The organism is Devosia sp. MDV22-iso42 (assembly GCF_058629155.1).
Genome location: NZ_JBZVWR010000009.1, coordinates 40,073 through 53,331, shown reverse-complemented (window position 1 = coordinate 53,331; position 13,259 = coordinate 40,073). Strand labels below are relative to the sequence as shown.

Annotated in this window: 14 protein-coding genes; 4 read left to right on the top strand and 10 right to left on the bottom strand. The window is 64.4% G+C overall.

Translation table 11 applies throughout. The features are described from left to right. Positions 1-7: 7 nt before the first annotated feature. Genes AC4NN3_RS10140 through AC4NN3_RS10130 form a run of 3 tightly spaced genes read right to left on the bottom strand, consistent with a single transcriptional unit; the run spans position 8 to position 5,809 of the window. Positions 8-3,454: an error-prone DNA polymerase gene (locus AC4NN3_RS10140; protein WP_491926982.1), complete on the bottom strand. Its 3,447-nt coding sequence runs from the start codon at positions 3,452-3,454 to the stop codon at positions 8-10. Further along, a complete protein-coding gene (locus AC4NN3_RS10135) occupies positions 3,451-5,118 on the bottom strand; it encodes a Y-family DNA polymerase (RefSeq protein WP_491926981.1) in 1,668 nt (555 codons plus the stop codon). The genes AC4NN3_RS10140 and AC4NN3_RS10135 overlap by 4 nt, the downstream gene beginning before the upstream one ends. Beyond that, positions 5,003-5,809, bottom strand: coding sequence for an ImuA family protein (locus AC4NN3_RS10130; RefSeq protein WP_491926980.1), 807 nt, complete (start codon positions 5,807-5,809; stop codon positions 5,003-5,005). The genes AC4NN3_RS10135 and AC4NN3_RS10130 overlap by 116 nt, the downstream gene beginning before the upstream one ends. Before the next feature lie 236 nt (positions 5,810-6,045). Here AC4NN3_RS10130 and AC4NN3_RS10125 point away from each other — a divergent pair, with 236 nt between their 5' ends. Continuing rightward, entirely contained in the window at positions 6,046-6,477 is a 432-nt protein-coding gene (locus AC4NN3_RS10125; RefSeq protein ID WP_491926979.1) for a tellurite resistance TerB family protein, read from the top strand. A gap of 161 nt (positions 6,478-6,638) precedes the next feature. On the opposite strand, the gene AC4NN3_RS10120 is transcribed toward AC4NN3_RS10125, so the two are convergent. From AC4NN3_RS10120 to AC4NN3_RS10090, 7 genes are all read right to left on the bottom strand, one after another. Next, positions 6,639-7,421, bottom strand: a complete 783-nt coding sequence (locus AC4NN3_RS10120; RefSeq protein ID WP_491926978.1) for a succinate dehydrogenase iron-sulfur subunit — start codon at positions 7,419-7,421, stop codon at positions 6,639-6,641. A 48-nt stretch (positions 7,422-7,469) separates the two neighbouring features. After that, positions 7,470-7,757: a hypothetical protein gene (locus AC4NN3_RS10115; protein ID WP_491926977.1), complete on the bottom strand. Its 288-nt coding sequence runs from the start codon at positions 7,755-7,757 to the stop codon at positions 7,470-7,472. Next, the gene (locus tag AC4NN3_RS10110) at positions 7,754-8,185 is read right to left on the bottom strand and encodes a DUF3052 domain-containing protein (RefSeq protein ID WP_491926976.1); all 432 of its coding nucleotides are present in this window, start codon (positions 8,183-8,185) and stop codon (positions 7,754-7,756) included. Before AC4NN3_RS10110 ends, AC4NN3_RS10115 begins: the two co-directional genes overlap by 4 nt. Beyond that, positions 8,185-9,996, bottom strand: a complete 1,812-nt coding sequence (gene sdhA / locus AC4NN3_RS10105; RefSeq protein WP_491926975.1) for a succinate dehydrogenase flavoprotein subunit — start codon at positions 9,994-9,996, stop codon at positions 8,185-8,187. The genes AC4NN3_RS10110 and sdhA overlap by 1 nt, the downstream gene beginning before the upstream one ends. A gap of 5 nt (positions 9,997-10,001) precedes the next feature. Then, the gene (sdhD, locus tag AC4NN3_RS10100) at positions 10,002-10,391 is read right to left on the bottom strand and encodes a succinate dehydrogenase, hydrophobic membrane anchor protein (protein ID WP_491926974.1); all 390 of its coding nucleotides are present in this window, start codon (positions 10,389-10,391) and stop codon (positions 10,002-10,004) included. Position 10,392: 1 nt separating this feature from the next. Beyond that, on the bottom strand, positions 10,393-10,779 hold the full coding sequence (gene sdhC / locus AC4NN3_RS10095) for a succinate dehydrogenase, cytochrome b556 subunit (protein ID WP_491926973.1): 387 nt from the start codon (positions 10,777-10,779) through the stop codon (positions 10,393-10,395). A gap of 274 nt (positions 10,780-11,053) precedes the next feature. Beyond that, positions 11,054-11,758 (bottom strand): glyoxalase superfamily protein, encoded by a 705-nt coding sequence (locus AC4NN3_RS10090; RefSeq protein ID WP_491926972.1) that lies wholly within the window; start codon positions 11,756-11,758, stop codon positions 11,054-11,056. Between the two features lie 315 nt (positions 11,759-12,073). Here AC4NN3_RS10090 and AC4NN3_RS10085 point away from each other — a divergent pair, with 315 nt between their 5' ends. The 3 genes from AC4NN3_RS10085 to AC4NN3_RS10075 all read left to right on the top strand — a co-directional run bounded on the left by AC4NN3_RS10085 (position 12,074) and on the right by AC4NN3_RS10075 (position 13,257). Next, a complete protein-coding gene (locus AC4NN3_RS10085; protein WP_491926971.1) occupies positions 12,074-12,646 on the top strand; it encodes an NUDIX domain-containing protein in 573 nt (190 codons plus the stop codon). A gap of 69 nt (positions 12,647-12,715) precedes the next feature. Further along, positions 12,716-13,039 carry an ArsR/SmtB family transcription factor gene (locus tag AC4NN3_RS10080; protein WP_491926970.1) on the top strand — a complete coding sequence of 108 codons (324 nt, stop codon included), beginning with the start codon at positions 12,716-12,718 and terminating at the stop codon, positions 13,037-13,039. Next, positions 13,036-13,257, top strand: a complete 222-nt coding sequence (locus AC4NN3_RS10075) for a hypothetical protein (RefSeq protein ID WP_491926969.1) — start codon at positions 13,036-13,038, stop codon at positions 13,255-13,257. Before AC4NN3_RS10080 ends, AC4NN3_RS10075 begins: the two co-directional genes overlap by 4 nt. Positions 13,258-13,259: the final 2 nt, after the last annotated feature.

Below are 13,259 nucleotides of genomic sequence, written 5' to 3'. Positions count from 1 at the left end.
CCGGGGCTCAATGGAAATTGCGCCCCTCGGGCAGGGCGGCATAGGCGGCGCGGCGGGCCTTGTCGATTTCGAGCATGGCCTTGTGGTCGCGGCCGGGCTGGGGCCCCGAGCGACCCTCGTCGCCGCGCGCCAGGATGCGGTCGCCAATGTCCTGGCCATGGGCCAGGTCGAGCAGGTGATGGGTCATGTCGGTCAATTGCTCGGCAATGATATGGATCACGAGGCCCTCGCGCTGCAGCTTGCCGCGCACCGCCAGCATGCGTGAACCCAGCAGGGTCTTGCGGTTGTTTTCAAATACCTGCGGCCAGATCACGACATTGGCCACGCCGGCCTCATCCTCGAGCGTGGCAAAGATGATCCCCTTTGCCGTCCCCGGTCGCTGGCGCACCAGCACCAGGCCGGCCACTTCCACCTGGCTGCCGGGCCTGGCGTCGCGCAGCTGATCCGACCGCATGATGCGTCTGGCCTCCAGGACCGGGCGGATGAACTGCAGCGGGTGGCCTTTGAGCGAAAAGGACAGCGTCGAATAATCGTGGATCACTTCCTCGCCCATCAGCATCTTGGGCAGGTTGGCTTCGATATCGGCGTCGGTCTCCACCCGTCCGGCCGCCTCGAACAGAGGCAGGGTGTCAGCGCCATGCGTGCCGATCAGGCCCTTGACCACCCACAGCGCTTCGCGGCGATTGAGGCCGAGATCGGCAAAGGCATCGGCATGCGCCAGCTTTTCCAGCGCGGCTATCGGCAATTGCGTGCGCAGCCAGAGGTCCCGGATGGAATCGTAACCGGCGCCGCGCCTGTCCACGATCTGCTGCTGGGCGTGCTTGCTCAAGCCGATAACGGCACTGAAACCGAGCAGGATCGACCGGCTGCTCCAGATATCGTGGCGCATGTCCTCATGCTGGGGCCAGACATGATCGCCGGCATGCCGCTCCTGCCCGGGCCTGACCAGAACATGCTCGACCTGGGAGCTGTTGATCTGCACTTCCTGCACATCGACACCATGCTCGATCGCGTCGCGGATGATCTGGCTTGGTGCGTAAAAGCCCATGGGCTGCGAATTGAGCAGGGCGGTGGCAAAGACGTCGGGATAATGGCATTTGAGCCAGCAGGAGGCATAGACCAGCAAGGCAAAGCTGGCCGCATGACTTTCGGGAAAGCCGTACTCGGCAAAACCCTGGATCTGGGCGAAGCAGTTCCTGGCAAATTCGGGCGGATAGCCATTGGCCTGCATGCCGGCCATGAACTCCTGGCCGAACTGGGCGATCTTGCCCGTTCGCCGCCACGCCGCCATGGCCCGGCGCAGGCTGTCGGCCTTGCCGGGTGAAAAACCGGCGCCTTCGATGGCGATCTGCATCGCCTGCTCCTGAAACAGCGGTATGCCCAGAGTGCGCTCGAGCACCGCCTTGAGCTTGTTGCCGTAATAAACCGGCTCTTCCAGGCCCTGGCGGCGGCGCAGATAGGGATGGACCATATTGCCCTGGATCGGGCCGGGCCGGACAATGGCGACCTCGATGATCAGGTCGTAGAATTTTTCCGGCTTCAGGCGCGGCAGCATGCTCATCTGCGCCCGGCTTTCGATCTGGAACACGCCCAGCGTATCGGCCCGCTGGATCATGGCATAGACGCGCGCCTTCTTGGACTGGTCGGGATCGGCCTCTTCGCTCAGCAGGTCGACCAGCTTGAGCTGTTGCCCATAATGCTCATCCATCAGCGCGAAGGCCCGGCGCAGGCAGCTGAGCATGCCCAGGGCCAATATATCGACCTTGAGGATGGCCAGGGCATCGATGTCGTCCTTGTTCCATTCGATGATCTGCCGGCTCTCCATGGCCGTCTTGCCGATCGGCACCAGTCTTTCGAGCGAATCGCGGGTGATGACGAAGCCGCCGACATGCTGGCTGAGATGGCGGGGAAAGCCGCGCAGCACCTTGACCACCTCGAACATCTGGGCAAGCACCGGATCATCGGGGCTCAGCCCGATCGTCGCCAGGTCACCCAGGTCGAGTTTCTGCCCCCAGCCCCAGTGCAGCTGGTTCAGCGCGGCAACCGTGTCGTCGGACACGCCGAACACTTTGGCGGTTTCGCGGATGGCGCTCTTGGAGCGGTAGGAGATGACATTGGCGGTGAGCCCGGTGCGCTTGCCGCCATATTTCTTGTAGACATATTGCATCACCTCTTCGCGCCGCTCATGCTCGAAATCGACGTCGATATCGGGCGGTTCGTCGCGCTCGGTGGAGATGAAGCGACCAAAGACCAGCGTGCCGGTCTCGGGATTGACCTCAGTGATCTCCAGGCAGAAGCAGACCGTGGAATTGGCGGCCGAGCCACGCCCCTGGCACAGGATCTTGCGCTCATGGCGGGCGAACATGACGATGTCATGCACGGTCAGGAAATAGGCCGCATAGCCTTTGAAGCCGATCAGGCACAGCTCGGTCCAGATCGTCTTCTTGATGCTGTCGGGCACGCCATGGGGAAAGCGCTTGGCCGCGCCCTCCCAGGTGAGCCGTTCCAGCGTCTGCTGGGCGGTCTCGCCATTGCCGATGGTTTCTTCGGGATAGTTGTATTTCAGCTGATCGAGCGAAAAGTGGATACGGGCGATGAAACGCTGGGTTTGCGTGATGGCATGGGGATGCTCGCGGAACAGCCGGGCCATTTCAGAGGCCGGCTTGAGATGCCGCTCGGCATTGGCGGCAAGCCGGAAGCCGGCGCTTTCCAGCGTCAGGTGCTCGCGGATGCAGGTCACCACATCCTGCACGATGCGCCGGTCCGGCTCGTGGTAAAGCACATCATTGCTGGCCAGCATGGGGGCACGATGCCGCCTGGCCAGTTCATCGATGCGGTTGAGCCGGGCGCGATCCTGGCCATCAAAGCGCAGCGCCCCGGCGACCCAGACGGCGCCGGGTGACCTTGTGGTGAGCGTTTCCAGCGTCCTTTCGGTCAGGCCCCAATCGGTCTCGTCGGGGATGAGGATGAAGAGCTGGCCCTGGGCATGGTTTTCCGAGGGGCCGTGCTCGAGTGCCGAGACCGGATCGCCCGAACCGAACAGGTCGCTCAGACAGAGCACGGGCTTGCCCTTCTCCCCCCGCTGATTGCCGCGGGTGAGCAGCTTGCACAGCCGGCCATAGGCCACCCGGTCGGTGGGATAGGCGACGATGTCGGGCGTGCCGTCGGCAAAGCACAGGCGCACGCCGACCAGATAGCGGAAATCGGGGAAGCGGTCTTCGTCCCGGTCGCGGGCGATGACATAGCCGCGCACCACGCCGGCAAAGCTGTTGCGATCGGTCACGCCAAAGGCCCTGAGGCCCAGATGCATGGCGGCAGAGACCATTTCTTCGGCCGATGACCCGCTGTGCAGGAAGGAAAAATTGGTGGTCGATACCAGTTCGGCAAAGTCCGGCGCCGGCGGCGTCTGCTGTCGCCCGCCCTGCCGTGGCTGCAGCTGGATGATGTCGCTCATGCGAAAAACCCGTGCAGATACCAGTTGCCGTCACCATAGGCGCCCTGCCGGTAAATCCAGAACCGTCGGCCCTGGGCATCCTCGGCCACATAATAGTCCCGGCTGCCGGCGTCGGGGTCGTGCAGCGCCAGGTCGGGCAGATAGGGTGGCTTTTCCGGCTTTTCGCCCGGCTCGGGCTGCTTAGGCACAAAGGGTGGCACCAGCTGCAGGCGTTGCCCGGTGCGCCACCATTCGGCCCCCAGCCGTTCGGGACCGGCCGCCTTGATCAGCCGGTAACTCGCCCGTCGCCAGATCATCGACGCCGGCAGGCCATCGGGCACTTCGGCATTGATGGCCACCAGCTCGGGCACCGGCAGCAGGCGCAGCGGACGCACCAGCCCTGGAGAGGGCGCTGCCGAAGCCTGCGGGACATAAGCCATCGCCGGCACGAGCCGCGCTGCCCGTTCGGGAATGTGGGTGGCGACGAATTGCGTGCGCAGCACGGCCAGCGGGCCCAGGCGGCTGCTCATCCGGTCCTGCAGCTGATCGAGGTCCGCGCTGCCGTCCCGGGTGGCAAAGGCCCCCAGCTGAACCGCGTCGAGTTCCCCCACCGAACTTACCGCCAGGCGGATCATGTCGATGCCGAAGCCGGCATCATATTCGCCTTCAAGCCGCTCGGAGCGGTTGGAGAAGAGCTTGCTGATATGGTCGGGGTCGCGCGTCAGCCTAGCCGCATTGATCGACAGCGTTATGATCTTGTGATCGACGCGATAGAGGAAAAGATGAAAGGCCTGCCCGCCAAGGCCTTCGGCTTCCAGCCTGATGGCGAGCTGGATGGCCAGGTCATGGGTGGTCATCAGCACGTCGTCCATCAGCCCGATCGGGTCGACGAAGCGCCGTTCGGCATAGCGCTCGGCGACGGGAATACGGGGCACCATGCGCTCTTCGAGCAGCCCATAGGCCTGGTCCAGCCGCTGCAGCAGCGACAGCCCGAAGCGGGCCTGCAGCGGCTTGCGCTCGCGCGGCCGCAGCTGGCCGATTGTCTTGAGCCCCATCTGGCTCAGCCCGGCGATCTGGGTCGGGCTCAGGCGCAGGGCATTGACCGGCAGCGCATTGAGCACGGCTTGCAGATCGGCCGTTTCGACCACCTGGCTGCGGGCAAAATGGCTGACCGCCCAGGCGGCGCCAATGGTGGGGGCAATGGCGCCGGCGACCGTATAGCCGAGCGCGCGCAGGCGGGTGAGCAGCAGGCGCAGCATGGGGCCTTCGCCCCCGAACAGGTGGGAAACCCCGGTAATGTCGAGCACCAGATCGCCAAACCGGGTGACGTCGTCCATCACCGCGACCAGCGGACTGGCATTGGAATGCCAGTCGGCGAAATCGGCAAAGACCGCCTCCAGCAGAGGCCGGTCGATCTCCCGGACCGTCAGCGCCGGCACCATGGCGCGCGCATCGGCCAGGTTCTGCCCCATGCTGAGTCCGGCCCGGCCGGCATCGGCATCCAGCGCCGCCAGTCGCAGCCCGCCCTTGATGCGCTCATAGAGCGCCAGCGGACCCTTGAGCTCGGGTTCACGCCGTTTCAGCCAATCGGTCGGCCAGGTGGGCAGGAACAGCGCCAGGAAACGGCGGCCCGGCAGCAGGTCCGGTTGCATGGCGGCGTGCAGCATCGAGTGTGGTGAATCCATCTTGCGTCCAGCCCAGGAGCCATTCGGTTTGCTGATTGAGGAGAACCCCCTTTTCCAGCTGCACCCGCCACTGCGGGGCCCCGGGGGCAAAGGGATCAAAGCGTTTGCGGGCGCTCAGCACCGGGGTCAGTCGCCAGCGCAGATGCGCCGCGCTGGCCTCCCGGCCCGTGCCATAGCGCAGCATGAGAATAGAACTGCCGGCACTGGCGGCCCGCAGGCTGAGCCGACGGCTAGCGGTGAAATCGAGGATCTTGTTGTGCCCGGCGATATCGGCCAAGACGGCCGCCACCGCCTTGCAGGCCAGCGCCTCTTCGGCTGCCCAGAGCAGCTCGACCATATTGGCGGCCCGCACCAGCACCAGCGCATCGGGGTCGAAGCCGAAGCTGAGCAGGCCCGGCCCATAGGGCAGACCCATTTCCTGGCTGTCCTTGACCAGCTGCAGATAGATGACGGCCGGCCGCTGGCGGGTCAGCAGCCCCCTGGCCTGGGCCAGGGCAAAGCCCAGCACGGCCCCGGCATGGCGGCGCTCATCGGTGAACACCTCCTGCAGCAAGCCGCCCGCCGGCAGCGGAAAACCGGCTGCAGGATCGCGGGTCACCACCCGCGCTTCGGCCAAAGCCGGCTTGCGCTCGATATCGGCAATAGCGTCCCGCAGCGCGGCAAGGCGCTCCTGGTGGTCGGGCGAGCCCATTGGCGCAGCCTTATGAGTGAACAAAACAGGAACACTTAGACTCCGAATCCGGCGAGAGTCGAGTCCTTTTTCGGCGTCCCTGGTGTGGCCATTGCGCATCAAACCGGGTCAAGAGCGCGCGAGCCAGGCAACTGACCATTGAGCAAATGGCTTTGATGACTAAGTCTGCACCTGCCTGCCTCCCGGCGCGCACCTGCCAGAGCTGTTCCGTCGCACCCCGAAAAGAGGCACATGCCATGTTCGAGGCCCTTACCCGCCTGTTCTCCAAAGCCGAAGAAGCCATCGACAGCAACGATCCCCAGCTGGCCGTGGCGGCGCTGCTGGTGCATCTGGCCGCGGTCGACGGGCAGATGACCGAGGCGGAGCGGCAGGTCATCAAGAATGCGCTGATGGCGCAGTATGGGCTCGACGAGGCCAGCGTGGGCCGGCTGATCAAGGAAGCGGCCTTGCGCGATGCCGAGGCGGTGGACCTTTACCGGTTTACCTCGAGCCTGGCCTCGCTCGAGCTGGCGGAGCGCCTCGAGATCATCCGCATGATGTGGACGGTGGTGTTTGCCGACCAGAGCAATCACGAAATGGAAGACAACATGGTCTGGCGCGTGGCCGAGCTGATCGGCGTCTCCAGCCGCGATCGCACCATCCTGCGCCGGCAGATCGGCAAGGCTTGATCGCGTCCCGCAGGGCAAATCGCGCCAGTGGCGCGATTTGAGCGCGCAAGGCCACGAGACCTATGGTCGAGTGGCACGAACCCTCCATAGACGGGCCGTCCCAAACAAAACAGCCTCCGGATCACGCCGGAGGCTGCTGCTTATTCAGCGATCGATCAGGCTCAAGCCGCCTGGCGCTCGACCATCATCTTCTTGATTTCGGCAATGGCCTTGGCCGGGTTGAGCCCCTTGGGGCAGACCTTGGCGCAGTTCATGATGGTGTGGCAGCGGAACAGCTTGAAGGGGTCCTCGAGGTCATCGAGCCGTTCCTGGGTGGTCTCGTCGCGGCTGTCGATCAGCCAGCGATAGGCCTGCAGCAGGGCGGCCGGGCCCAGATACTTGTCGCCGTTCCACCAATAGCTCGGGCATGAGGTCGAGCAGCAGGCGCAGAGAATGCACTCATAGAGCCCGTCCAGCTTGGCGCGCTGCGGCACCGTCTGCGTCCATTCCTTGTCCGGGGTGGGCGAGGTGGTCTTGAGCCAGGGCTCGATGGCGCGGTGCTGGGCGTAAAAGGTGCTGAGATCGGGCACCAGATCCTTGACCACCGGCATATGCGGCAGCGGATAGATCTTGATGGGGCCCGAGCTCTCTTCCATGCCCTTGGTGCAGGCCAGGGTGTTGAGCCCGTTGATGTTCATCGAGCAGGAGCCGCAAATGCCCTCGCGGCAAGAGCGGCGCAGCGTCAGCGTGGGGTCGACCTTGTTCTTGATCCAGAGCAGGCCGTCCAGGATCATCGGGCCGCAATCGTCGAGATCGACGAAATAGGTGTCGATGCGCGGATTGGCGCTCTGGTCGGGGTCATAGCGATAGATGTGGTATTCGCGCAGCCGCTTGGCCGCGGCCGGCTTGGGCCAGGATTTGCCCTTGGCGGGGCGGTCGGCCTTGGGGAGCATCAGTTCGACCATGGGTCGGTCTTCCTTTTTTACGCACGCTGCTCAACACAGCGCGAAATCCTAGTAGTCCGGCTTGCAGACCTGGTTGCTCTTGGCGACATAGCTATTGTAGGCGACGAAATCGCTGTCGGCCGGGGTGCCGCCCTTCATGGAGGCAATGACCACGCCCATGAAGCGTTCATCGATCAGCGTCATGGCCGCCTCGGCCTTGCAGGCACACAGCGTGTCGTTCTGGGCGATGCCCATGCAGACGCGGTAGAATTCGTTTTTTTGCTCTGCTGTCGGTGCTGCGGCGAGGGCCGGGGCACTCGAAAGGCCCAGCATGGCCAGCACGGCTAAAAATCTCATCTCAGCTCCTTGCGGATCACCAGTTTCAGCCCCGACCAGGTCTGGTCGACGGCACAGACCTTCACATCCACCAGGCCGATGGGCAGCAGCACGGTGCGGATCACATCCTCGGTAATGTCGGTTGCCAGTTTGGCCGCCTTTTTGGGCCAGCTGACCCAGATCATGCCGTCGCGGGCGATCAGGTCGAGCAGGCGCTGGCCCAGCGTCTCGAGCACGGCCCGGGCGCTGGTAAAGATATGGATGACGTCATAGCCTGGCGCCGCATCGCCGAGCTGGTCGATTGTGACCCGGCTCGATTCGGCGAAGGCGCGCGCCGTGGCCAGTTCGGCCAGGGACGAGGGCAGGTCGATGAACAGCGCCCGCTGCCCGTCCTTGAGCCCCAGCTTCTGCGCCAAAGGCGTGCCCGAATATCCGGCCAGCTCACTCATCAGTAGACGCGTGCCTTGGGCGCGATCTTCTTGAGGTCGATGCCGCCTTCGCTTTCGGGCGTCAACGGGTCGAGATGGACCGGGCGATAGCCCAGCTTGACCGCGCCCGTAGCGGTGTCGATCCAGCCCAAGGTGTGCTTGCGCCAGTTGACGTCGTCGCGCGACGCGAAGTCCTCGCGGGCATGGGCGCCGCGGCTTTCCTCGCGCGCTTCGGCCGAGACCACGGTGACCATGGCATTGGCCATCAGGTTTTCCAGCTCGAGCGTCTCGACCAGGTCGGAATTCCAGATCAGCGAGCGGTCGGTAACCGCGATATCCTTGAGCTGGCCATAGATTTCGCCCATGCGCCGGACGCCGGACTGCAGCGTCTCGCCGGTGCGGAACACGGCAGCGTCTTCCTGCATGGTGTGCTGCATGGCGTCGCGGATGGCGGCGGTCGGCCTGGAGCCGGCTGCGTGGCGCAGGCGGTCAAAGCGGGCGAGGATCTTGTCGTCCTGGGCCTTGTTGATGGCCGGGATCGGGCTGGCGCGGTCGATCACCTTGCCGGCGCGGATGGCGGCAGCGCGGCCAAAGACCACCAGATCGGTCAGCGAATTGGAGCCCAGGCGATTGGCGCCATGCACCGAGGCGCAGGCGGCTTCGCCCACGGCCATCAGGCCCGGCACGACCGCGTCGGGGTTGTCAGGCGTCGGGTTGAGCACTTCGCCATGATAATTGGCGGGGATGCCGCCCATATTGTAGTGCACCGTCGGGATCACCGGGATCGGCTCGCGCGTCAGGTCGACGCCGGCAAAGATTTTTGCCGATTCGGTAATACCGGGCAGGCGTACGGCCAGCACGGCCGGGTCGAGATGGTCGAGATGCAGGTAGATATGGTCCTTCTTGGGACCGACGCCACGGCCCTCGCGGATTTCCAGGGTCATGCAGCGCGATACGACGTCGCGGCTGGCCAAGTCCTTGGCATTGGGGGCATAGCGCTCCATGAAGCGCTCGCCTTCCGAATTGGTGAGGTAGCCGCCTTCGCCGCGGGCGCCCTCGGTGATCAGCACGCCGGCGCCATAGATGCCGGTGGGATGGAATTGCACGAACTCCATGTCCTGCAAGGGAAGCCCGGCGCGGGCGACCATGCCATTGCCATCGCCGGTGCAGGTATGGGCCGAGGTGGCCGAGAAATAGGAGCGGCCATAGCCGCCCGTGGCCAGCACCGTGGTCTTGGCGCGGAAGCGGTGCAGCGTGCCGTCATCGAGCTTCCAGGCGATCACGCCCTCGCAGGCGCCGTTTTCGCCCATGATCAGGTCGAGCGCGAAATATTCGATATAGAACTCGGCATTGTGGCGCAGGCTCTGGCCATAAAGCGTGTGCAAAATGGCGTGGCCGGTGCGGTCGGCGGCGGCGCAGGTGCGCTGCACCGGCGGGCCATCGCCGAATTCGGTCATGTGGCCGCCAAAGGGGCGCTGGTAGATCTTGCCGTCTTCGGTGCGCGAGAAGGGCACGCCGTAATGCTCGAGCTCATAGATGGCGGCCGGGGCTTCGCGCGCCAGATATTCCATGGCGTCGTTGTCGCCCAGCCAGTCCGACCCCTTGACGGTGTCGTACATGTGCCATTTCCAGCTGTCGGGGCCCATATTCTGCAGCGAAGCCGCGATGCCGCCCTGCGCGGCCACAGTATGGCTGCGGGTGGGGAACACCTTGGTGATGCAGGCGGTGCGCAGGCCCTGTTCGGCCATGCCCAGGGTGGCGCGGAGGCCCGCGCCGCCGGCGCCCACCACCACCACGTCGAATTCGTGGTCGATGAGTTCGTATTGCGCCATGACCATTAACCCCAGAAGACGAGCTTGAGAATGGCGGCCAGGCCGGCCACCGCGATGAAGATGCAGAAGGCGGTATTGAGTGCCATGAAGCGGGCAAAGGCGGCGCCGTGGAAATAGTCTTCCAGCGTGTCGCGCATGCCGTTGCGCATATGCACGGTGACGATCACCAGCAGCACGGCGAGCGGCAGGCCGATAAAGCCATTGCCGATGGTGGCGACCATGTCGGTGCGGTCCTGGCCGGCGAGGCGCAGCACGATATAGGCCAGCAGGCCGATGAAGAGGATGTTGATGGCGCCGGTCACCCGCTGGGTGATGAAATGGCGGGTCGAGGCTTTGGCATTGCCATATTTGGTCTTGGGATTGGCGACCACGGCGTCGGGAATGCGATCGGTCATCTCAGCCCACCCATACAAAAACGGTCCAGACCAAGAGGGTCAGGACAATCGAGGCCACCAGATTGGCCCAGGCCAGGGCTTCGCGCTGGCCCGGCTCCATGCCGAGGGTGAAATCCCAGACGAAGTGGCGCAGGCCGCCCAGCATGTGGTGCAGCAGGCTCCAGGTATAGGCGAACAGCACCAGCTGGCCGATCCAGCTGCCCAACAGGTCATTGACCGGGTTGAGCGCTTCCTGGCCGATGGCGGCGGCGCCGAGCCAGAGCACCAGCAGCAGGGTGCCGGCATAATTGGCGATGCCGGTGGCGCGGTGGGCGATGGACATCGCCATGGTGATGGTCCAGCGATAGATCTGGAGATGGGGAGAAAGCGGGCGGGATCGAACCGTCATGGGGCCTCGCTGGCGACCGGTCAAAGCCGCTGCAGTTTGGAATGGTTCGAGACTTCTAGCGCCCAAAGGTTACAAATTCAAAGCGGTTAACCGGTATCGGGATGCTACTTTTGGCGGAAAGCGCACTTTGTTCGCATGGCGCACGCAATGTGCGAAGGGCGGACGGGTTGGGCGCCGCTATTGCCTGCGGGACATCCCGCCCACGCGGCATGCTCGGAGGCGATCCGGCCCGCGGACACCAAGGCAAGGGTACCGCGGGCCGGATCCGTACCGGCTAGTGGGTCGCCGACCGGCCGAAATCGAGATTGGTCGGCCTGGGCAGGACCGGTCCCTTGCGGCTATTGGTCGGTACGCTGGCATCGACCTCGACCAGGCTGAACCGGCGTGCCCAGCAGCGGCCCGTGCCCTTGAGGAAAAAGCCATAGTGCAGGCTCAGCGCGGCGTCGGGCACGTCAAATACCACCGAGCGCTCCGCCCAGTCCTGCGTGCCGACCAGGGGGCCGTCGGGCCGCTGCAATTCCAGATTGTCGAACAGCAGGGTGCCGCCGGCGCCGTCGATGCGGAACCAGACGGTTGCGCCGGTGCCGACATCCTCGGTGCGCAATTCACCGGCCAGCCGCATGCGCCTATGCCTGAAGGGTTCGGCGTCAACGCTTTGCATGATCGTACAGAAGTCGTCGCCGCGCACCTCATCGAGCAGGTCCGGGCGGGCGGCGATCAAGGCGGTGGCGCCATTGTCCTGGTCAATCCGGGTGTCATATAATTGCGGACTCTTGCCCGCCTTGACCCAGCCGTCGGGCAGGGGGCCGTTGCCGGTGGTGGTCCGGTCGATCCGGGCGCTGAGCATGTTCCAGTTTGCAAAGCCGAACTGGCGGGAGACAAGCTCAAGGCTGTCACTATGGGTGATGTCGATGTGGCGCTCGCCCAGGGCCTGCCGGAGCAGCTTGGCCATGGCCTTGGCATTGATGAAACTATGCATGAGTTCGATCCTTCTCATCGGGCAGAAGAAGTATCAGTGCTCGCATTGCTGAAAGCCTGCCCGGATGGTCAGGGTCAAACAGGTCAAAAGTGCATTCACCATCCATTGAAGGCGCGAGCGGCAGGCTGCACCAGCCCTGGATCAGCCTATCGTCGCAAGCGGCTTTGTCAACTTCAGACAAACTGGCCAAACGGACGCGATGACGGCGAAATTTCCGCGCGCCAAACCGGCTTGCGCATGGCGGTTGTGAGTCTGGCTCACTGGCCCTCGCGCCCAAGTTGGGCCATAGCTGGCCCGATTGTCCCGGGAGCCTTCATGTCTGACAGCATCAAGATCAACAGTGTCACCAAGCTCAGCCACAATTGGGGGCGGTTCGACAATTACGAGATCACCCATGGAAGGCGGGACGGCAGCACGCAGACCGTACTGCGCGAGGTCTATGACCATGGCAGCGCCGCGGCGGTGCTGCTCTATGCGGCGCAGACCGAGACGGTGATCCTGACCCGGCAGTTCCGCCTGCCGCCCCATCTCAATGGCGATCCGGCCTGGCTGATCGAGGTGCCGGCCGGGCTGCTCGACGGCGAAGCGCCCGAGATCGCCGCGCGGCGCGAGGCGCTGGAGGAAACCGGCTATGCCGGCGAGGACCTGGTGCTGCTGTGCAATGCCTATATGAGCCCGGGCGCGGTGACGGAAAAATGCGCCTGCTTCATCGGTCGCTATACGCCGGGCCAGCAGGCCCATAATGGCGGCGGGCTCGCCCATGAGGGCGAGGATATCGAGGTGCTCGAACTGGGCTTTGAGCAGGCCTATGGCATGATTGCCAGCGGCGCGATCACCGATGCCAAGACAATCATCTTGCTGCAGGGCCTGGCGCTGCAGCGCCGCTAACGCCGGGCATTGACTGATTGATAGCTCGATGGCTATATAAACCCATAGTCAATCAGCTATGGGATTTTCATGCACGCCGCTGCCGATATGCTGTTCAAAGCCCTTTCCGACCCGACCCGCCGCGGCCTGTTCGAGCGGCTGTGCCGCGAGGGCGAACGGACGGTCGGTGCGCTGACCTTGGGCTCGGGCGTGTCCCAGCCGGTCGTCTCCAAGCATCTCGGCCTGCTCAGGCAGGCCGGGCTGGTGCGCGACCGCCATGCCGGAAGGCAGACCCATTATAGCGCCGACCTGTCGGCGCTGGCGCCGCTCAGCGACTGGACGGCGCAGATGGAAGGCTTCTGGCATCATCGCCTCGACGCCCTCGACAATCTTCTGACAAGGATGGACCAATGAACTGGAGCACCATGATGCGGCAGAGCCACCGCTGGCTGTCGCTGTTTTTCACCCTCACCGTCATCGCCAATTTCATCGCGCTGTTCATGGGCCAGAGCCTGACCTGGCTGACCTATCTGCCGCTGCTGCCGCTCGCCCTGATGCTGCTGAGCGGGCTCTACCTGTTCTTTTTGCCCTATGCGCAGCGGCGACGCGCCGGGCGCCGGATGGCCAGCTAGGA